The 13,983-nt window shown below is 39.7% G+C and carries 13 protein-coding genes; 8 read left to right on the top strand and 5 right to left on the bottom strand.

What is annotated here, in order from left to right; genetic code table 11:
- Window positions 1-427: 427 nt before the first annotated feature.
- On the bottom strand, window positions 428-2,104 hold the full coding sequence (locus BMZ58_RS12605) for a high affinity choline transporter 1 (RefSeq protein ID WP_075036906.1): 1,677 nt from the start codon (window positions 2,102-2,104) through the stop codon (window positions 428-430).
- A gap of 648 nt (window positions 2,105-2,752) precedes the next feature.
- On the opposite strand from BMZ58_RS12605, the gene cudC reads away from it, so the two are divergent.
- Window positions 2,753-3,313: a choline uptake/conversion transcriptional regulator CudC gene (gene cudC, locus BMZ58_RS12600; protein ID WP_075036905.1), complete on the top strand. Its 561-nt coding sequence runs from the start codon at window positions 2,753-2,755 to the stop codon at window positions 3,311-3,313.
- A gap of 263 nt (window positions 3,314-3,576) precedes the next feature.
- On the opposite strand, the gene BMZ58_RS12595 is transcribed toward cudC, so the two are convergent.
- Complete coding sequence (locus tag BMZ58_RS12595) at window positions 3,577-4,341, bottom strand: alpha/beta fold hydrolase (protein WP_075036904.1); 765 nt, start codon at window positions 4,339-4,341, stop codon at window positions 3,577-3,579.
- 55 nt (window positions 4,342-4,396) lie between these two features.
- Window positions 4,397-4,534, bottom strand: a complete 138-nt coding sequence (locus BMZ58_RS21630; protein WP_139207338.1) for a YqzL family protein — start codon at window positions 4,532-4,534, stop codon at window positions 4,397-4,399.
- A gap of 335 nt (window positions 4,535-4,869) precedes the next feature.
- Between BMZ58_RS21630 and BMZ58_RS12585 the strand changes: the two genes are divergently transcribed.
- Window positions 4,870-5,766: an endonuclease I family protein gene (locus BMZ58_RS12585; RefSeq protein WP_075036903.1), complete on the top strand. Its 897-nt coding sequence runs from the start codon at window positions 4,870-4,872 to the stop codon at window positions 5,764-5,766.
- Between the two features lie 112 nt (window positions 5,767-5,878).
- On the top strand, window positions 5,879-6,199 hold the full coding sequence (locus BMZ58_RS21160) for a hypothetical protein (RefSeq protein ID WP_167360074.1): 321 nt from the start codon (window positions 5,879-5,881) through the stop codon (window positions 6,197-6,199).
- 242 nt (window positions 6,200-6,441) lie between these two features.
- Here BMZ58_RS21160 and BMZ58_RS21625 read toward each other — a convergent pair whose 3' ends face one another.
- Window positions 6,442-6,564, bottom strand: a complete 123-nt coding sequence (locus BMZ58_RS21625; RefSeq protein WP_279626134.1) for a hypothetical protein — start codon at window positions 6,562-6,564, stop codon at window positions 6,442-6,444.
- Between the two features lie 396 nt (window positions 6,565-6,960).
- Between BMZ58_RS21625 and BMZ58_RS12575 the strand changes: the two genes are divergently transcribed.
- The gene (locus BMZ58_RS12575) at window positions 6,961-7,977 is read left to right on the top strand and encodes a DUF3231 family protein (protein WP_075036901.1); all 1,017 of its coding nucleotides are present in this window, start codon (window positions 6,961-6,963) and stop codon (window positions 7,975-7,977) included.
- Window positions 7,978-8,809: 832 nt separating this feature from the next.
- Here the strand turns inward: BMZ58_RS12575 and BMZ58_RS12565 are convergent.
- Window positions 8,810-9,697 (bottom strand): HD-GYP domain-containing protein, encoded by an 888-nt coding sequence (locus tag BMZ58_RS12565; protein ID WP_075036900.1) that lies wholly within the window; start codon window positions 9,695-9,697, stop codon window positions 8,810-8,812.
- Between the two features lie 940 nt (window positions 9,698-10,637).
- Between BMZ58_RS12565 and BMZ58_RS12560 the strand changes: the two genes are divergently transcribed.
- From BMZ58_RS12560 to BMZ58_RS12545, 4 genes are all read left to right on the top strand, one after another.
- The gene (locus BMZ58_RS12560; protein WP_244151545.1) at window positions 10,638-10,889 is read left to right on the top strand and encodes a hypothetical protein; all 252 of its coding nucleotides are present in this window, start codon (window positions 10,638-10,640) and stop codon (window positions 10,887-10,889) included.
- The gene (locus tag BMZ58_RS21330) at window positions 10,886-12,994 is read left to right on the top strand and encodes a helix-turn-helix domain-containing protein (protein ID WP_075036899.1); all 2,109 of its coding nucleotides are present in this window, start codon (window positions 10,886-10,888) and stop codon (window positions 12,992-12,994) included. Before BMZ58_RS12560 ends, BMZ58_RS21330 begins: the two co-directional genes overlap by 4 nt.
- Window positions 12,995-13,386: 392 nt before the next feature.
- A complete protein-coding gene (locus tag BMZ58_RS12550) occupies window positions 13,387-13,752 on the top strand; it encodes a DUF192 domain-containing protein (protein ID WP_075036898.1) in 366 nt (121 codons plus the stop codon).
- A gap of 51 nt (window positions 13,753-13,803) precedes the next feature.
- Window positions 13,804-13,980, top strand: a complete 177-nt coding sequence (locus tag BMZ58_RS12545; protein ID WP_075036897.1) for a Flp family type IVb pilin — start codon at window positions 13,804-13,806, stop codon at window positions 13,978-13,980.
- Window positions 13,981-13,983: the final 3 nt, after the last annotated feature.

Below are 13,983 nucleotides of genomic sequence, written 5' to 3'. Positions count from 1 at the left end.
AAGAAGCCAATAAAAGAGGGGTCCCTCCTCTTGTTGGCAATTAATAGTACGAGCTAGGAGAAAAATGAGCAGGAGATAGGCGTGCTAGCATTCAAGGGGTATTACGAGAAGAATGTAGAGGCTTTAATTAAATAATTTACCGTAACTATGTTTTCTGATCTTACTATGCGGGAAAGCACTTCCCGCAATTTTTCGCCATAAATAAAGAGCGCTTCAGTCACGAAGCGCTCTTTATTTATGCCTTGTGGGTCTAGGGTGATTTATTCCGGACATTTTTGTTCAAAGCAATTATTTTTTCCATGAACTGCTCACTTGTGAAAGTGCCTGCCCCCAGTTCGTTAACACTTTAGCGAAGCGGGGGTCAGGCACTCTTTTATATAAAAAAAGAGAGCAGCTCTTCATTATAAAGAGCTGCCCGATTTAAAATTTAACCTTCTTTCATCTCTGTTTTCAGCTTACGGAGCGGCTGTGGTGGACAAGCCTTCTGGGTAAGACGGGAAACGATGATGATGGTCAGCAGTCCGCCTACCATCGCGAGCGTACGGAATGGGAAGAGGACGACGCCTTCTTCGACCATCGGATACGGTAGGAATGCCGGTAATCCTAGAGCTGGTTCGCCCCCTCCGAAACGAAGGAAGAAGGAAACGGAAAGTCCTGCAATCGCTCCGTATGTGTTTGCTTTTTTATCAAACAATGCTGTCGTCAACTGAGGGAATAACATACAGTAGACGAGGTCGGCACACAGATACCAAAGGGTGTACACACTGTCGATGTTCAGGGCGACGATGGTTGCTGTGAGTCCGATGATGATAATAGAAACACGGATTGTACGTTTAATGTCTTTTCCATTCGCTTTCGGTTTCACAAGCGGTCGGTAAATGTTCCATGCGGCCATGGAAGATGCTGATAGGATGGATGAGTCCATCGATGACATGACCGCTGCTGCTATGGCACCGAGTGCGACGATAGAGATGACATATGGCGACATATAGTTGATGACGTAAGCGAGAATCTCGGAAGCGGCTCCAGGGCCTTCGATTCCGTAGCTCGCCCAGTCAGCAGAGAAACCTGCGACACCGATCATGACGGCCGGTACGGCAAAAATGATACATAGGATACCTGCTGCAATCGAAAGCCACATCGCTGTATTTTCCGTTTTTGCAGAAAGAACCCTTTGGAAATAAACCTGCCAAGGAATACCTCCGAAGATAAGCAGCAATGCATAGTCCCACCAGTTCCAGTAATAATTTCCCCAATCCGGATGGTTCCAGCCATCAAGCGGCGGAAGGAGGTTCGTAAATCCGTCCATCCCTTCTTTATACGCTCCCCATGCCTGGCCGAGTCCTCCGACTTCCGAGAGTGCAAACGGAACGACGAGAAATAGCCCGATGATGATCATGATGATTTGAGCTACGTCCGTAAGAGCGACGGACCACATACCACCGACAAAAGTGTAGGCGATGGCGATAATGGCGGAAATGATGATGGATGTGGTGAAGTCCAGTCCGAGAATCAAGCCGAACGTTGTTCCGAGAGCAACGAGAATCGCAGCACTCCAAAAGAGTTCGCCTAGTAATGCAGGCAAGTAAAGAACCCCTGCGACTTTTTTTCCGAAACGTACTTCCAGTGGGTCGAGCATCGTCGTGAACTCGTACCTTCTCATTTTACGGGCGTAGAAAATACCGCCAATGATAAGGCTGAGCCCGTATCCCCAAGGCGCCTGAGCCCAGACGACACCTGAGGCGAACGTCGTCTCGGCTGTCCCGGCAATATATCCGCCACCGACCCAAGTCGCGGTCATGGTGAACATGGCGACCCATAATGGCATGGACCGGCCGGCGACCATCATATCTTTGGCGCTGTCCGATTTCTTCCCTGCAGTGATGGATCCGATGTAGAAGATGACAGCATAGGAGATGAACATAAATGCCAATGCTCCCCAATTGATATCGTTACCTGTAAATCCTACGTATATTGCGACGAGGAAAAGTAACCCTAAAAAACCAAATAAGCCTGCTTTTTGAACGTTATTATCCTGCTTTTTATTTGTCTGCTTTTTTTCAGTATGCTTCCTGTCTGGCTTTGCAGATGGTTGCGGTTGCACGCAATCACTCCTTTTACTTCTATGTCTAGTTATGGATTGATTTGGAAAGTAAATAAATCGATTTTTAAAAATGTAAAGCTTGCAACAGAACCGGTTCTTTTAATCGATTAAAAACATTTAATAATTATTAAACGATAACAACACTTACCTTAACGTAGAATAAATGTTTGTCAACTCGACTTTTGGGGAAAATTGCGGCTCAGACTTTTAGCGACAAGGGATGGACGGATTTTAGAAAAGTGTGAGATAAGGCGCGTAATTACGGTTTCGACTTGTTTTTTCATTTTCGAATTCCCCCTTGTTTTAAAAAGCAGGAGGAGTAGTAGTTTACAACAAGAACTCCCTATAGTATCATCAAATTAATTAAAAACGTTCAGAAATAATTTAACAAAATGAATTAGTAGAGCGAAAGAGGAGGGCAGAGCTCTTGTTACTATGCAGGTCTCAAAGGACAAACATGGGGCGAAGGTATTGAACCCCCGATCCCGGACAGTATGAGTAACTATGACAAAAGTAAAAAACGGGAATTACGGATGCTTGCAGAAAAAACTGCGAAAATCAGGCTGGATGAAAAAAACGTTTTAACCTGAGTCATCATAAGGAAATCTATGTTTAATAGAAGAAACCAGTAGGAGAGGTGGCGATTCATTGAAGAAAAAGACAGAAGAACTGATTGAAGAGGCAGAAGGAGCCGTCGTCAATTCAATCGCTGAAACGATGGACTTATATGGCATCACACCGACAACAGGGCGATTATTCGCAAGGATGTACTTCAAGCAAAAGCCGATGACGCTCGATGACATGAAGGAAGATCTCGGAATGAGCAAACCGAGCATGAGTATCGCTGTCCGGAACCTTCAGGAGGTCAGCATTGTCCAGAAAGTTTGGCAGAGGGGCTCCCGCAAGGATTCCTTCCTGGCGGAGAAGGACTTTTTCAAATATTTCTCCCACTTTTTTGGAAGCAAGTGGGAGCGGGAAGCCAAGCTGAATCTCACAGCAATTGAGGATGCAGAAAAGATGCTTAAAAAAGTATTGGACGATGAGGAATCAGGGGAAGAGGCGATAAAAAGAGCGAAGATTGATTATGAACAGCTAGAAGACTATCGCAAATATTGCAAGTGGCTCGAACGGCTGTCCGATTCCATCGAGTCCGGGGAGATTTTCGACTTTTTGCCGGTGGAAGAGGAGACTGGGTATAAAAAGAATTAGCGTTCGTGTAAGGTCCCACATCACCAATCAGAAGGCTGTTGTTCATCAATAATAATTAAAGCTGCTTATTTGATTTTAAATCTACTTAGGTTAAAACCCTGATCACATAGACATCTTCAGTTCTATATTAATTATAATTTCATGGACCAAGGGAATCTACCAAACAAAAGAAACCTACTTCCATTATGGGGGAGTAGGCTCTTTCATTTCTTATCACTTCAACGTGGTAGAGGGGCGGGGGTCAGGCACCGACACCAGCAACATCATAAATTTTTTAAAAAACTAAAAAGTGCATGATTGAATGAACGATAACTTTTGATTGGTACTTGGTGAGAAGATTTGCCGACCAGTACACTTTCCATTTGCGGGACTTGCCGTTTATACAGCTCTACATACGGGCGTATATGGCTGAATTGACCATATAATAGAAACAATGGACAGGTAAGTTTGTGCAAAAGGTGGGTACATTTATAGTTCATGCTTTGTTCATAAAAATCGTAAGCGCTTTGGGGGTTTGCTCGTAAACATTCATCAAGAAGAATACGTTGGTCTTCTTCCGTTACTTTATGAGACCATGCTAAAAGTTTACTTAAAAGCTCACTTTGTCCAGAGCGTACTAGTGCCAGACCGAATTGATATTGCTTTTTTAAAGCTAAGGTACTTACTTCCGGAAATCCCCCTGAAAGCACGAGCGCTTTGACACGCTCCGGATAGGTTAGTGCAAAATCCTGTGCAATTGAACCTCCTGCTGAATAACCAACAATAGTAACTTGATCAATCCCCAACGCATCTAGAAGACCCGATAAATCTGCGGCAAGGAGGGGAATAGTCACCTTTTCATCACTAACCCCACTTCTGCCATGACCCTGGATATCATATGTAATTACCCGAAAACGGTCCGAAAGTTCATGTTGGTACTTGAAGACATTCTGCCCCATATGCGGCGGGTGGATAAATACAACGGGAGAGCCTGTCCCCGAGGACTCATAGTACGTCGACAACGAAGAGGAAATTTTGACAATTGGCATGATGACTTTCCCTCCTTATTTAGATAATAATGTGTATGGATTTTCCTTTTCCTTTCTATTGCTCTTCTTGTTCTGTTAAATCGGGAACTAATGATGTATCTTTTGATTCACTTAATATATCCAGTTCCTTCATTAATAAATACGCCTCAATGTCTCCGGTCTGACAAAATATATTCCAAGATATATTGAACACAAAAATCCCGCCTTTCCCTTACTTCCTAAAGATAATACCGACATACTTAGGTTGCTCCATATATGAAAAACGATGAGGTTAAATATTTTCCAGTCCTAATAGTCATCTTTATTAAGACAGAAATTGACGGTAGATCCAACTTTTTTAATCCTTTTGGATGTGAGTTTAACCTCATACTGATATAGTGAAATGGAAGAGAAACTTTCCATTTAATGTTATTCAAGAAAGATGGTCTTTTGTTTTATTACCCGAAAAGCATTTTATGCCGTTTTATTTCTGGAGAAAGCAGGGTAGATCAAGAGCATTAGAATCGTAAGAAACGGAGGAGGAATTTCATGAACGGTAATTCAGAAGTGGTTTCCGTTACCACTAATCGTGGACGTATCCAAACCATTCTATCGCAATTGAAGGTAACACAAGAAAAAATCCAAAGTGATGAAAGGGCCTATTTTGATGAAGATAAAAATAGGGCAGCAATAGCTCAGTATTACAATGCCATTGATTTTAAAAACGATGACGCTTCCTTATTATCATCTCTGCAAAAATTGCTTATGGAAACTCATACCGATCCAGTGCGGTATGATCCCAGTGAACATGTATATCCCTGGGTTGATTTAAGGCCGGACGGAAACTTGAAAAGTATATACTCTGGTCAAGAGAAAAAGCCGGAAGCTGCCATACAAGAGGATTATGAAACATCCTTAAAACGAAAGTCAGAAATGGAAAAGACGAGTGATCAAAATCGAGTGGCCCGGATTGTGAGTGATTTTAAATATAACTGCGAACATGCCGTCCCTCAATCGTGGTTTGATGGACAAGAGCCGATGCGGGGCGATCTTCATCATCTTTTTACGTGTGAACCTACTTGTAATTCCATCCGGAGTAACTATCCATATTATGATTTTAAGGACTATCGACCAGAAGGAATCCAATATAATCGAATCGAAAAAGCGTGCGGCAAAGCTGACAACGGTTTATTTGAACCAGAATACGCGAAAGGCACAGCAGCAAGAGCGATGCTTTATTTCTTAGTCCGTTATCCACATCAAATGGATCCATCTTATAAGAAAAAGATCGACCTTGAGCTTTTGATAGACTGGCATCAAAAGTTCCCGCCAGATGTTTATGAAAACCATCGTAACCAGGCCATTTACAACATTCAAGGGAACCGCAATCCGTTTATAGATTTTCCAGAGGAAATGATAGAAGTCATGACTCAGTCCTATGGATAAGCAATCATTTAAAAACGACTCTACCGAATGAAATTCTTTTTTGTAGGCAGAGAGGGAAGCACCCCATTTTTGATGCTAATCATGGTCTTTCGAGAACTCCCGAAAATTAGAATTGGATAATTTAAAGGAATCTCAAGAAGATCGGGCTGTAATTAGGGCCTATTTAGATGAAAAAGGTATGTATAAAATATATATCATAACAGAAAATTGTTTCCCAACGTGGTGCAAGGATATATTGCGGGATGCTAAAGAATTAGAGGAGAGGATCGATCCTATGAATGAAGAGCAGCGCCAGCCAAAAATAGTTCCTTTATTTCCAGTATCTAAAGTTCGCAAAGTTGAGACCAGTTCTGCTAAGGATCTTATTCATAGGTCAGACGAGCTTTTAAATGAATTGGATGAACTACTTGAAAAACTGAAGGATAACAAGTGAGTCCACCTATATTAGGCCTACACCTCAAGTCAACTCAATTTTGCAACTTGGAATAAGTGATTATAACAAAGCCAACCGATTTTTGTGGTATTGGTTGGCTTTTTGTATTTTGTATTTTGCACAAATGAAGAAATACTAAGCGTACGATTTCCGTGTTTTGATTGCAGTACCCCTTATATAGCACCGGTACCAAAATTAATATTCCCCACAAAAAAAGACAATCGCAACAACCTGCGCTCGCCTTACTTTGATCTGTTTTTTCTCTTCTCCATTTCCCTTTTGATCATCGGTATCCCTTTTTCTTTAACCGCTTTTTTCACCTTAGGATTATTCAGCAGTTTTGCAACCTTAGTCAATTTTGACATGGCACGTACCTCCTATTTATCCTCGCAGGACAAACATAGTTGAGTTCCTATTCATTATAACTTGTTATCTGTCCGATATAAAATATTTCCCTTAACCACCTCTTTAGGTAATCCATTCTTCCATTTCACTTTTAGGATGGCAATCTCTTACCCAGTTTGAGCTTAAAATTATGTAGGTTTTAGAAATTTTGCCGGAAAACGGAGGACAAGAATAAGAAGCACCATAACAAGTTGTCTAGTTTAGACCAGAAGTTACATAAGGCCTCCTTGTTGAATGGGATGATTTGAAGGAGGAGCTTTTTCAGACGTTCTCTACACAGTATTGAATACTTCCTAAGATAAAAAGGAATCATACTACTATATTTAGTTAGTCAAAGGTGGTAAAGGAGTGCTTAAATGGATACTGCTCGTAAACCCATAGCGTCATCCGAACTTGCAACGCTTTGGATTGCTTATCAGAAAAAGACTATGATGGTACAAGTTACGAAGCATTTCTTGGCAAAAAGTCAGGACCCCGGAGCAATAAAATTGCTGCAGGATTTTCATGAGGAAGAGAAAAGATGTGTGGATGATATAAAACAAATTTTAGAACAGGGCAGTGTTGCCATTCCGATTGGCTTTACAGAAAATGATGTAAACCACGATGTCGGCCCATTATTTGATGATATTTATCATATTTCCTATTTACGAATGATGGCGAAAATTGCTACAGGTCTTCATGCCCTCCATATGACAATGACCTATCGAAAAGACATTTTGGAACTGTATAAAAACTTCACGGTGTTTGCTGAAGAAACATATATAAAAACAAGCCAATACTTGTTGGAAAAAGGTGTGCTCCCAAAATCTCCTGCTGTTACACCACCTAAGCAAGTTGAATTTGCGAAAGAGAAAGACTATAGGGCGGGGTTCAAACCCATGGGGCAGCGAAGGAGCTTAAATACAATCGAAGTTGCTTATCTATACCAGGGAATCGAAGCAAATATTACTGGAATGAAGTTAATGACTGGCTTCTCCCAAGTAGCACAAGAAAGAGAAGTCAAAGACTATTTTATCCGCGGAAAGAATATTTCTAAAGATATTATTAACACTTTCAGTAAAATGTTATTAGATAGTGACATTGTGGTACCCGCTACGTCTGGGGGGCGAATTACAGATTCAACGATGTCCCCTTTTTCGGATAAGCTAATGATGTACAATACTTCCATTTTAACGAGCTTTGGTTTAGGAAGCAATGCACTGGGTACTTCGTTCAGCCTACGAAAAGATCTGCCTTTAAAAATGGCCAAGGTGGCGAAAAATGTTTATGACTTTGCCACTGATGGAGGGGATCTAATGATTAAATACGGTTGGGCAGAGGAACCCCCACAAATGGAAGATAGAACGGCATTAGCTGAAGGAGAAAAAACGTAGAGATAATGGGGCTAACATAATAATGAAAAATGGAAGGAAAAATCACCAACTCCAGTAGAGTGAGAACATCATCAAAATGCAGATAGGGAAATGCCAATGAATAGGAGCAAAAACGATAAGTTAGAGAAACTCTTATGGAGCATGGCTTTCCCTGGTTTTGGACAAGTACTAAACCAAAAACGCGTAAAAGGGTTCTTTTTATCTTCTTAGAGATCGTTATTAATGTTCAAGCCTATTTCAATCAGATTATGGAAATATGGATCTGGCCATAAAACAGGCAGATTATTCGTGGTGGTTAATGTTTTATCCTTGTTTATCCTGTTTTGCAGCTTGGGATTTTCATAAAGATGCGCAAGGTAAGACGCCTATCTTAGCTTTTCTTCCATTCCTGGGGGCAGTTTATTTCGTTACAGTAGGGCTGATAATGTCTCCAATTTTTCAAGTTTCATGTATAAGGGTTGGTCCTGTATGGTTACCTATCCTATTTTTGATCCCGGGTATTGGCATACGTTTATTTCTCAGGTTTTTCCTAATAAAATTAAATCGGAAAAACAGTTATACGGACGATTACAGTATATAGCAATTGTAATCACGGATATGATAAATAACAGTGTTGTAATTGTTTGGAGGTCTTTTTGATAAGCTGTAATATCAGTTAAGAATGAGTCAGCAAGAAAAAGCAATTGAAATATGTAATTTAAATTAGTAAATAAGAGTACTATTGCAATGCTATCTGATTAGAGAAAGACGTAAGAGACAGGAACGGAATAGCTAAAGGTGTAGAGGCTCCAGCAAAATCTGGAGCCTTTTTTTCTAACTGGATAGCTTTCGTTTATAATTCTTGTAGCATATAATCAGGAATTTTAACTCCTTCTTCCATCATTCCTATAAAGGCGTTTACTAGGTTCCCGTCAAATTGGGCCCAAGCACAACTTTGTAACTCTTTTAATGCATCTTCGTAACTTAGGGTCTCTTTCTGATAGTTGCGCCTATCAATAGTCATGGTGTCAAATGCATCACAAATAGCAATTATACGCCCCTGAATAGTTGCTTCATCTCCTAATAATCGTCTTGGGTAGCCGGTTCCATCCCATCTTTCATGGTGATCTCTAATGAACTTAGCTGCCCTGGTCAAACCGAGGTGCTTTCGAACAATTACATTGCCCACATGGGAATGACTTTGAATAATAGTAAATTCCAAATCACTCAGTTTTCCTGGTTTCAATAATATGCTTTTAGCAATCCCCACCTTACCGATATCATGTAACAAAGATGCTACACGTAAGTCTTCATCATAACAATCCATTCTTTTGGCTAACATACTTGAGAGGAACATAACTCGAAGAGAATGGTATTTAAACATTTGGATGACTTCATTATCCTGAGCGATTTCGTAGAAAAGAGTTTCAGGGTCTTTTCCTAAACCTTGAGTAGATTTATCAAACATAAAAGTTGTGTCAGGCTCGGGGAGGTCTGCTTTTGTGCGAATAGTAAAAAGTGAATTTATCTTATTAAATATTTCATCATATGAAATTCTTTCTTCTCTTTGTTCTGCAATAAAATGAATAATCTTTAAATCTTCCTCGTCGTAAATGCCTTCATCATTTTCTATCTCAACAGTGTGGTTTAGTCTATTTTTCAATTCCTCAAACCATTCTTCAATAATATTAGGACTTTTCTCCACATAGTTAGAAATATCTTGTAAAGTGTACTCCTCCACATGAGCCCCTCCCATTTGAAAATATAAACAAAAAATGCATCACAGAACTCTCCCAACAGCGACAATATACCAATTTAAAGCTTTAATTTGATAAATTGATATAGTGGTTTATATATCGGAAAGTTTCTTTAAATTTCAAGTTGGTTCAGTACAGGTAGGACGCGAAAGACCCCCCCAAAAATTGATGGTGGAGTTCTTATCTTTAAATAAACATATATTTGAAATTTCATTATTCGATCCATTTCGATAGTTTTATGAATTATTGTTCTATTTTGGGTATCTATAAAGGAGTGATTAGAATGGATGGCGGAGAGTATTAAATTAAGAAGCAAAAACTTTACCCCACTTTCATTGTTAAGGAAGGGAAGGAGTATTGATTTTTGGAGAAAATATTAATGTGGAAATATTCTTTTTATGGTGGTGTTTTACTTTAGGAGTTATGCCATAGGTATTACAGAAACAGCAACACCAGTTGCTATGGGACAGTGAAAACATTTGAATAATGCAATAAATTATTCATGCTGAAGTTTACACTTATATTTATAGGAATGCATACTATCTTCCTTAAAACACTAATCGAGTTCGCTTTTTATAGCAAAAGAGAGCTTAAAGATTTAAATTGGAGGATTATTTTGGTTAATTTTACTTAAAATGGGGTATTGGGAAATTATCCATTATACATAGGTTTTAAAAGGATATAAGGATAAAATTTAATACGGGAACAGTAGGGGATATAGATATTCTAGCTTTTAGGATAATATATGGATACACCTTGATCTTAAAAAGAGTAATGCAGCCAGGATTTTTTCTTTGGCGGGGAGAGGTTAATACCGAAAGTTTAACAAAGCAGTTACAGGAGCGGAAGAAAACTTTTCGTCTCCAAAAATTACAGAATGAGGGGTAGGACCTACGAACCCATTGAGAGAGGAGGAGTTTAATAGTGAAAAAAGAATTATCATTACAGTTGGAATGCACTATGTTATTTCAAACAAATCCTTATATGAGTGAAACAATTACAGGTATAGGAACACGTTTAGGGAGAAAAACAGAAGACCTTCAATCCATAGTAGAATCACTGGTGCAGCAGGGTATTCTGCAGAAGTCAGGGGATGAAGCATCTCCTTTATTCCGCTACAAAGAGCCAGTAGTCACTACTGAATTGGATTTTACCAAAGAGTTGGATCGTTCATGAGAGAAAATGCGGAACTATTAGAGGAATTGCAAGAAACCTATGCCTGTCACTATGATCTTACTATAATGGTTACAGATGAAAGTGGAGAAGCAGTTACTCCGATCAAAGGGAAAAATTCTCTTTGTAATAAATTATTTGCTCAAAAACATGAGAATTTAATGGGGAAAATAAAAGAAAGTTTGAACGATATACGAACGATTTCTTCTCCCATTACTCATGATCTTATACCAGGAATCCATATGATAGTAGTCCCCCTGGAGATTCCAGGAGGAAATAAGGCGTTTTTGTGGTCCGGAGTTTTTGTGGAAGAGAACGGCCGCCAATTTGTTATAGAAAAACTGAACCAGCATGTTAATGAAGGGGTTTCCTGGGAATGTGTAATTGACGAAACGCCTGTACTTACTTCAGGAAATAAAAAGGAATGGCTTAATCTAGTGAGTAAACTGGCTAAGATCATTTCTCTTTGTTTTGATAGAGAGAAGGCTTCTTTTGACTTTAATAGCTTCTTACTGCAGCAAGCTGTGAACAATAAAACGGAAGGTATTATAGAAAAACTTGTTGCCCATCATCACGACCACGACTTTTTAGGTATAGCTGAAAAGGTGGATGGAGAGGAATACCGTGTTACACATATTGCGGGAGAAGGGGCAGCCTCTTTGCGGGGCGCACCTTTTTTCTTAGGCGAAGGATTCCTCGGCCGTGTGCTTATAAGTGGAAAGGCTGGCTACTGGGAAGACATTAAAAGAGACCCAAGATCCTATTTCTTTCACAGGTTCTCGCTCTCCCCTGGAGCACTTTTTTGTTATCCTATCAAACGATATGATGGTTCTTTATCACTTCTATTCGGGGGAAGCTTGTCAAACGGGGAGATTCCTAAAGGAAGTTTAGACTTAGGGAAAGCCCTTGCCAATGTTTTAGAAATGAAACTGTTAACAGAGAATCTACAAAAAGAGAATAGTGAGCAGCTCAATCGCCTTTCTTCTCTTGTTGAAATTTGTAAGTTGATGGCATCTACTCCAGAAACAAAACGAATTCTTTATATCCTCGTAGATATCAGCTTGAATTTGGTAGAAGGACCATTTTCGTGTGTTGTGTTAAAAGACAAAGATGATGAAAAAGCTCAGATAGTTGCAAGAGGCGATATGACCGATCAAGCTAAAGATTATGTGAAAGATGTAGTGAACCGTTATTACAGACAGTCTAGTAAAGATACTTCCGACGACTCCCTGCCAAAAGAAAATGTAACGCCTTGGGGCGGGACTGTGATTGAGTGCCCTTTATTTAATCGGGGTGAACTGTTGGGAGTTTTATGTGTAGGAGTAGAGCAGTTATCTGCACAACAGCTGAAGGAACATATAACATTCCTGCATACTTTGGGTATTATCGGGGGCATTTCCTTACATCTTGCAAAGGTAGAAAATGAAGGAACAACTTCGGGACAAGTAGAGACTTTACACAAAGCTATTGGCCAATTTGATGAAGAAGCTTATATGACTGCAAGAGAATCCGGGAAGTTAGCCAGTGAGTTTGCTCTTAAGCTAGGTTTACCTGCGCCAATTATAAAAGATATTATTAGTGCTTGTCAGCTTCATTTCTATACTGGTTCGTTTCTTGAACAATTTTTCCCTGATAGTAGGGTTCCCTGGATTGTCGAAGAAGGGAAAATGCTAATAGGGAAACCGCTTCAGGAGTGGGAAGAAGCAAACATATGCAGTCAAGTATTTGCAATTGTTTTCATGTATGAAAGAAAGAGGAGCATAGAATTGTTCGAACGCGGGGAAGCCGCTATTTTTCAAGATTTTATATCTTTTATTAAAGAAACGCACGTGATGGAACAGGAAATTTCGCTATCAGATGATCTGGAGGAGCCGGAACTTACGTCTTTCTCTGATACAATTAAGGAGCAGGCGAACCTTTCTCCTCGGGAACAAGAAGTCCTGAATTTAGTTATTCAAGGACTAAACAACAGAGAAATTGCAGAGGAACTGTATATAAGCGGTCACACCGTAAAAAATCATGTAACGAAGATCTTCCAAAAGCTTGATGTGCCTGACCGTGCCCATGCTATATCGAAGGTTTATCAATTAAAATATGCACACTCCTAAACCAATAAAACCTCCCATTCAGGGAGGTTTTTTATTGGTCAGAAAAATTATGAAGTAGATGATTTAATTTTTTTAGTGGCATAAGCAATCCGTCGTGTGAAGAAGACCACATTCCTCTGGCTGTTTTAACTTATCCATGTCGTGGCTTTCGGAGCGCTTACGCTTTTGTCCATAGTTGAAGAAAGAATAGGAGCAATCGGACTAAACTGGTTTTCCTATAGGAAGGATCCTTAAATGGAGCAGTATATAGGAAAGGTTTCTCATTGCGGCAGGATGTTCCATAACAGGAACAGAGGGGGATAGTTTATTATAATGAACAGCGGCATAATAGGGATTGTAAGTTGATCGCTCAAGAGTTCAACGAACCGGAACAAAAGCTGGGAGGTGACTCGTTGCAGGTAATTGATCGTCAATCCAACCAATTGATAGTAAAAGATTTACAAACAGCTTACACCTTTTGGTCAAGGCTAAGGGGACTAATGATGACAAAAAGCATACCAGACAATTATGGTCTGCACATTGCACCTTGTCCGTCGATTCATACGTTCTTTATGAAATACAGCATTGATGTTATCTATCTTAATGAACGAAAAGAAATCATTGGAACCGAAGAAAATCTAAGTCCTGGTAGGTTAGGCAAAAGGTTTTCAGAAGCGGAATCAGTTATCGAGCTTCCTGCAGGAGGAATAAAAAAAGTCTCGATCACTGTAGGACAAACCTTGGCTTTTGTAAATGGGGAAAATGAGCAAGTGAGTTAATCAAACACCAGCACTATATTCATAGTTAATAATACAAAGGGAGAGATTTTAATGGTAAACAAAATAAAAGGTTTATTTATCGAAGAAGAAGGTCAAGGCATGACGGAATACGGGTTAATTTTAGGGCTTATCGCTGTTGGAGTCATTACTGTATTAATTACTTTAGGGGACCAAATTAAACAAGTGTTTACTGATTTAACAAGTAAGCTTCCAACCTCTGGAGCGTAAGAT

The organism is Halobacillus dabanensis, from assembly GCF_900114165.1.
In the GTDB taxonomy this organism is placed as follows: Bacteria; Bacillota; Bacilli; order Bacillales; family Halobacillaceae; genus Halobacillus; species Halobacillus dabanensis.
This window is presented reverse-complemented; position numbering and strand designations above follow the sequence as displayed.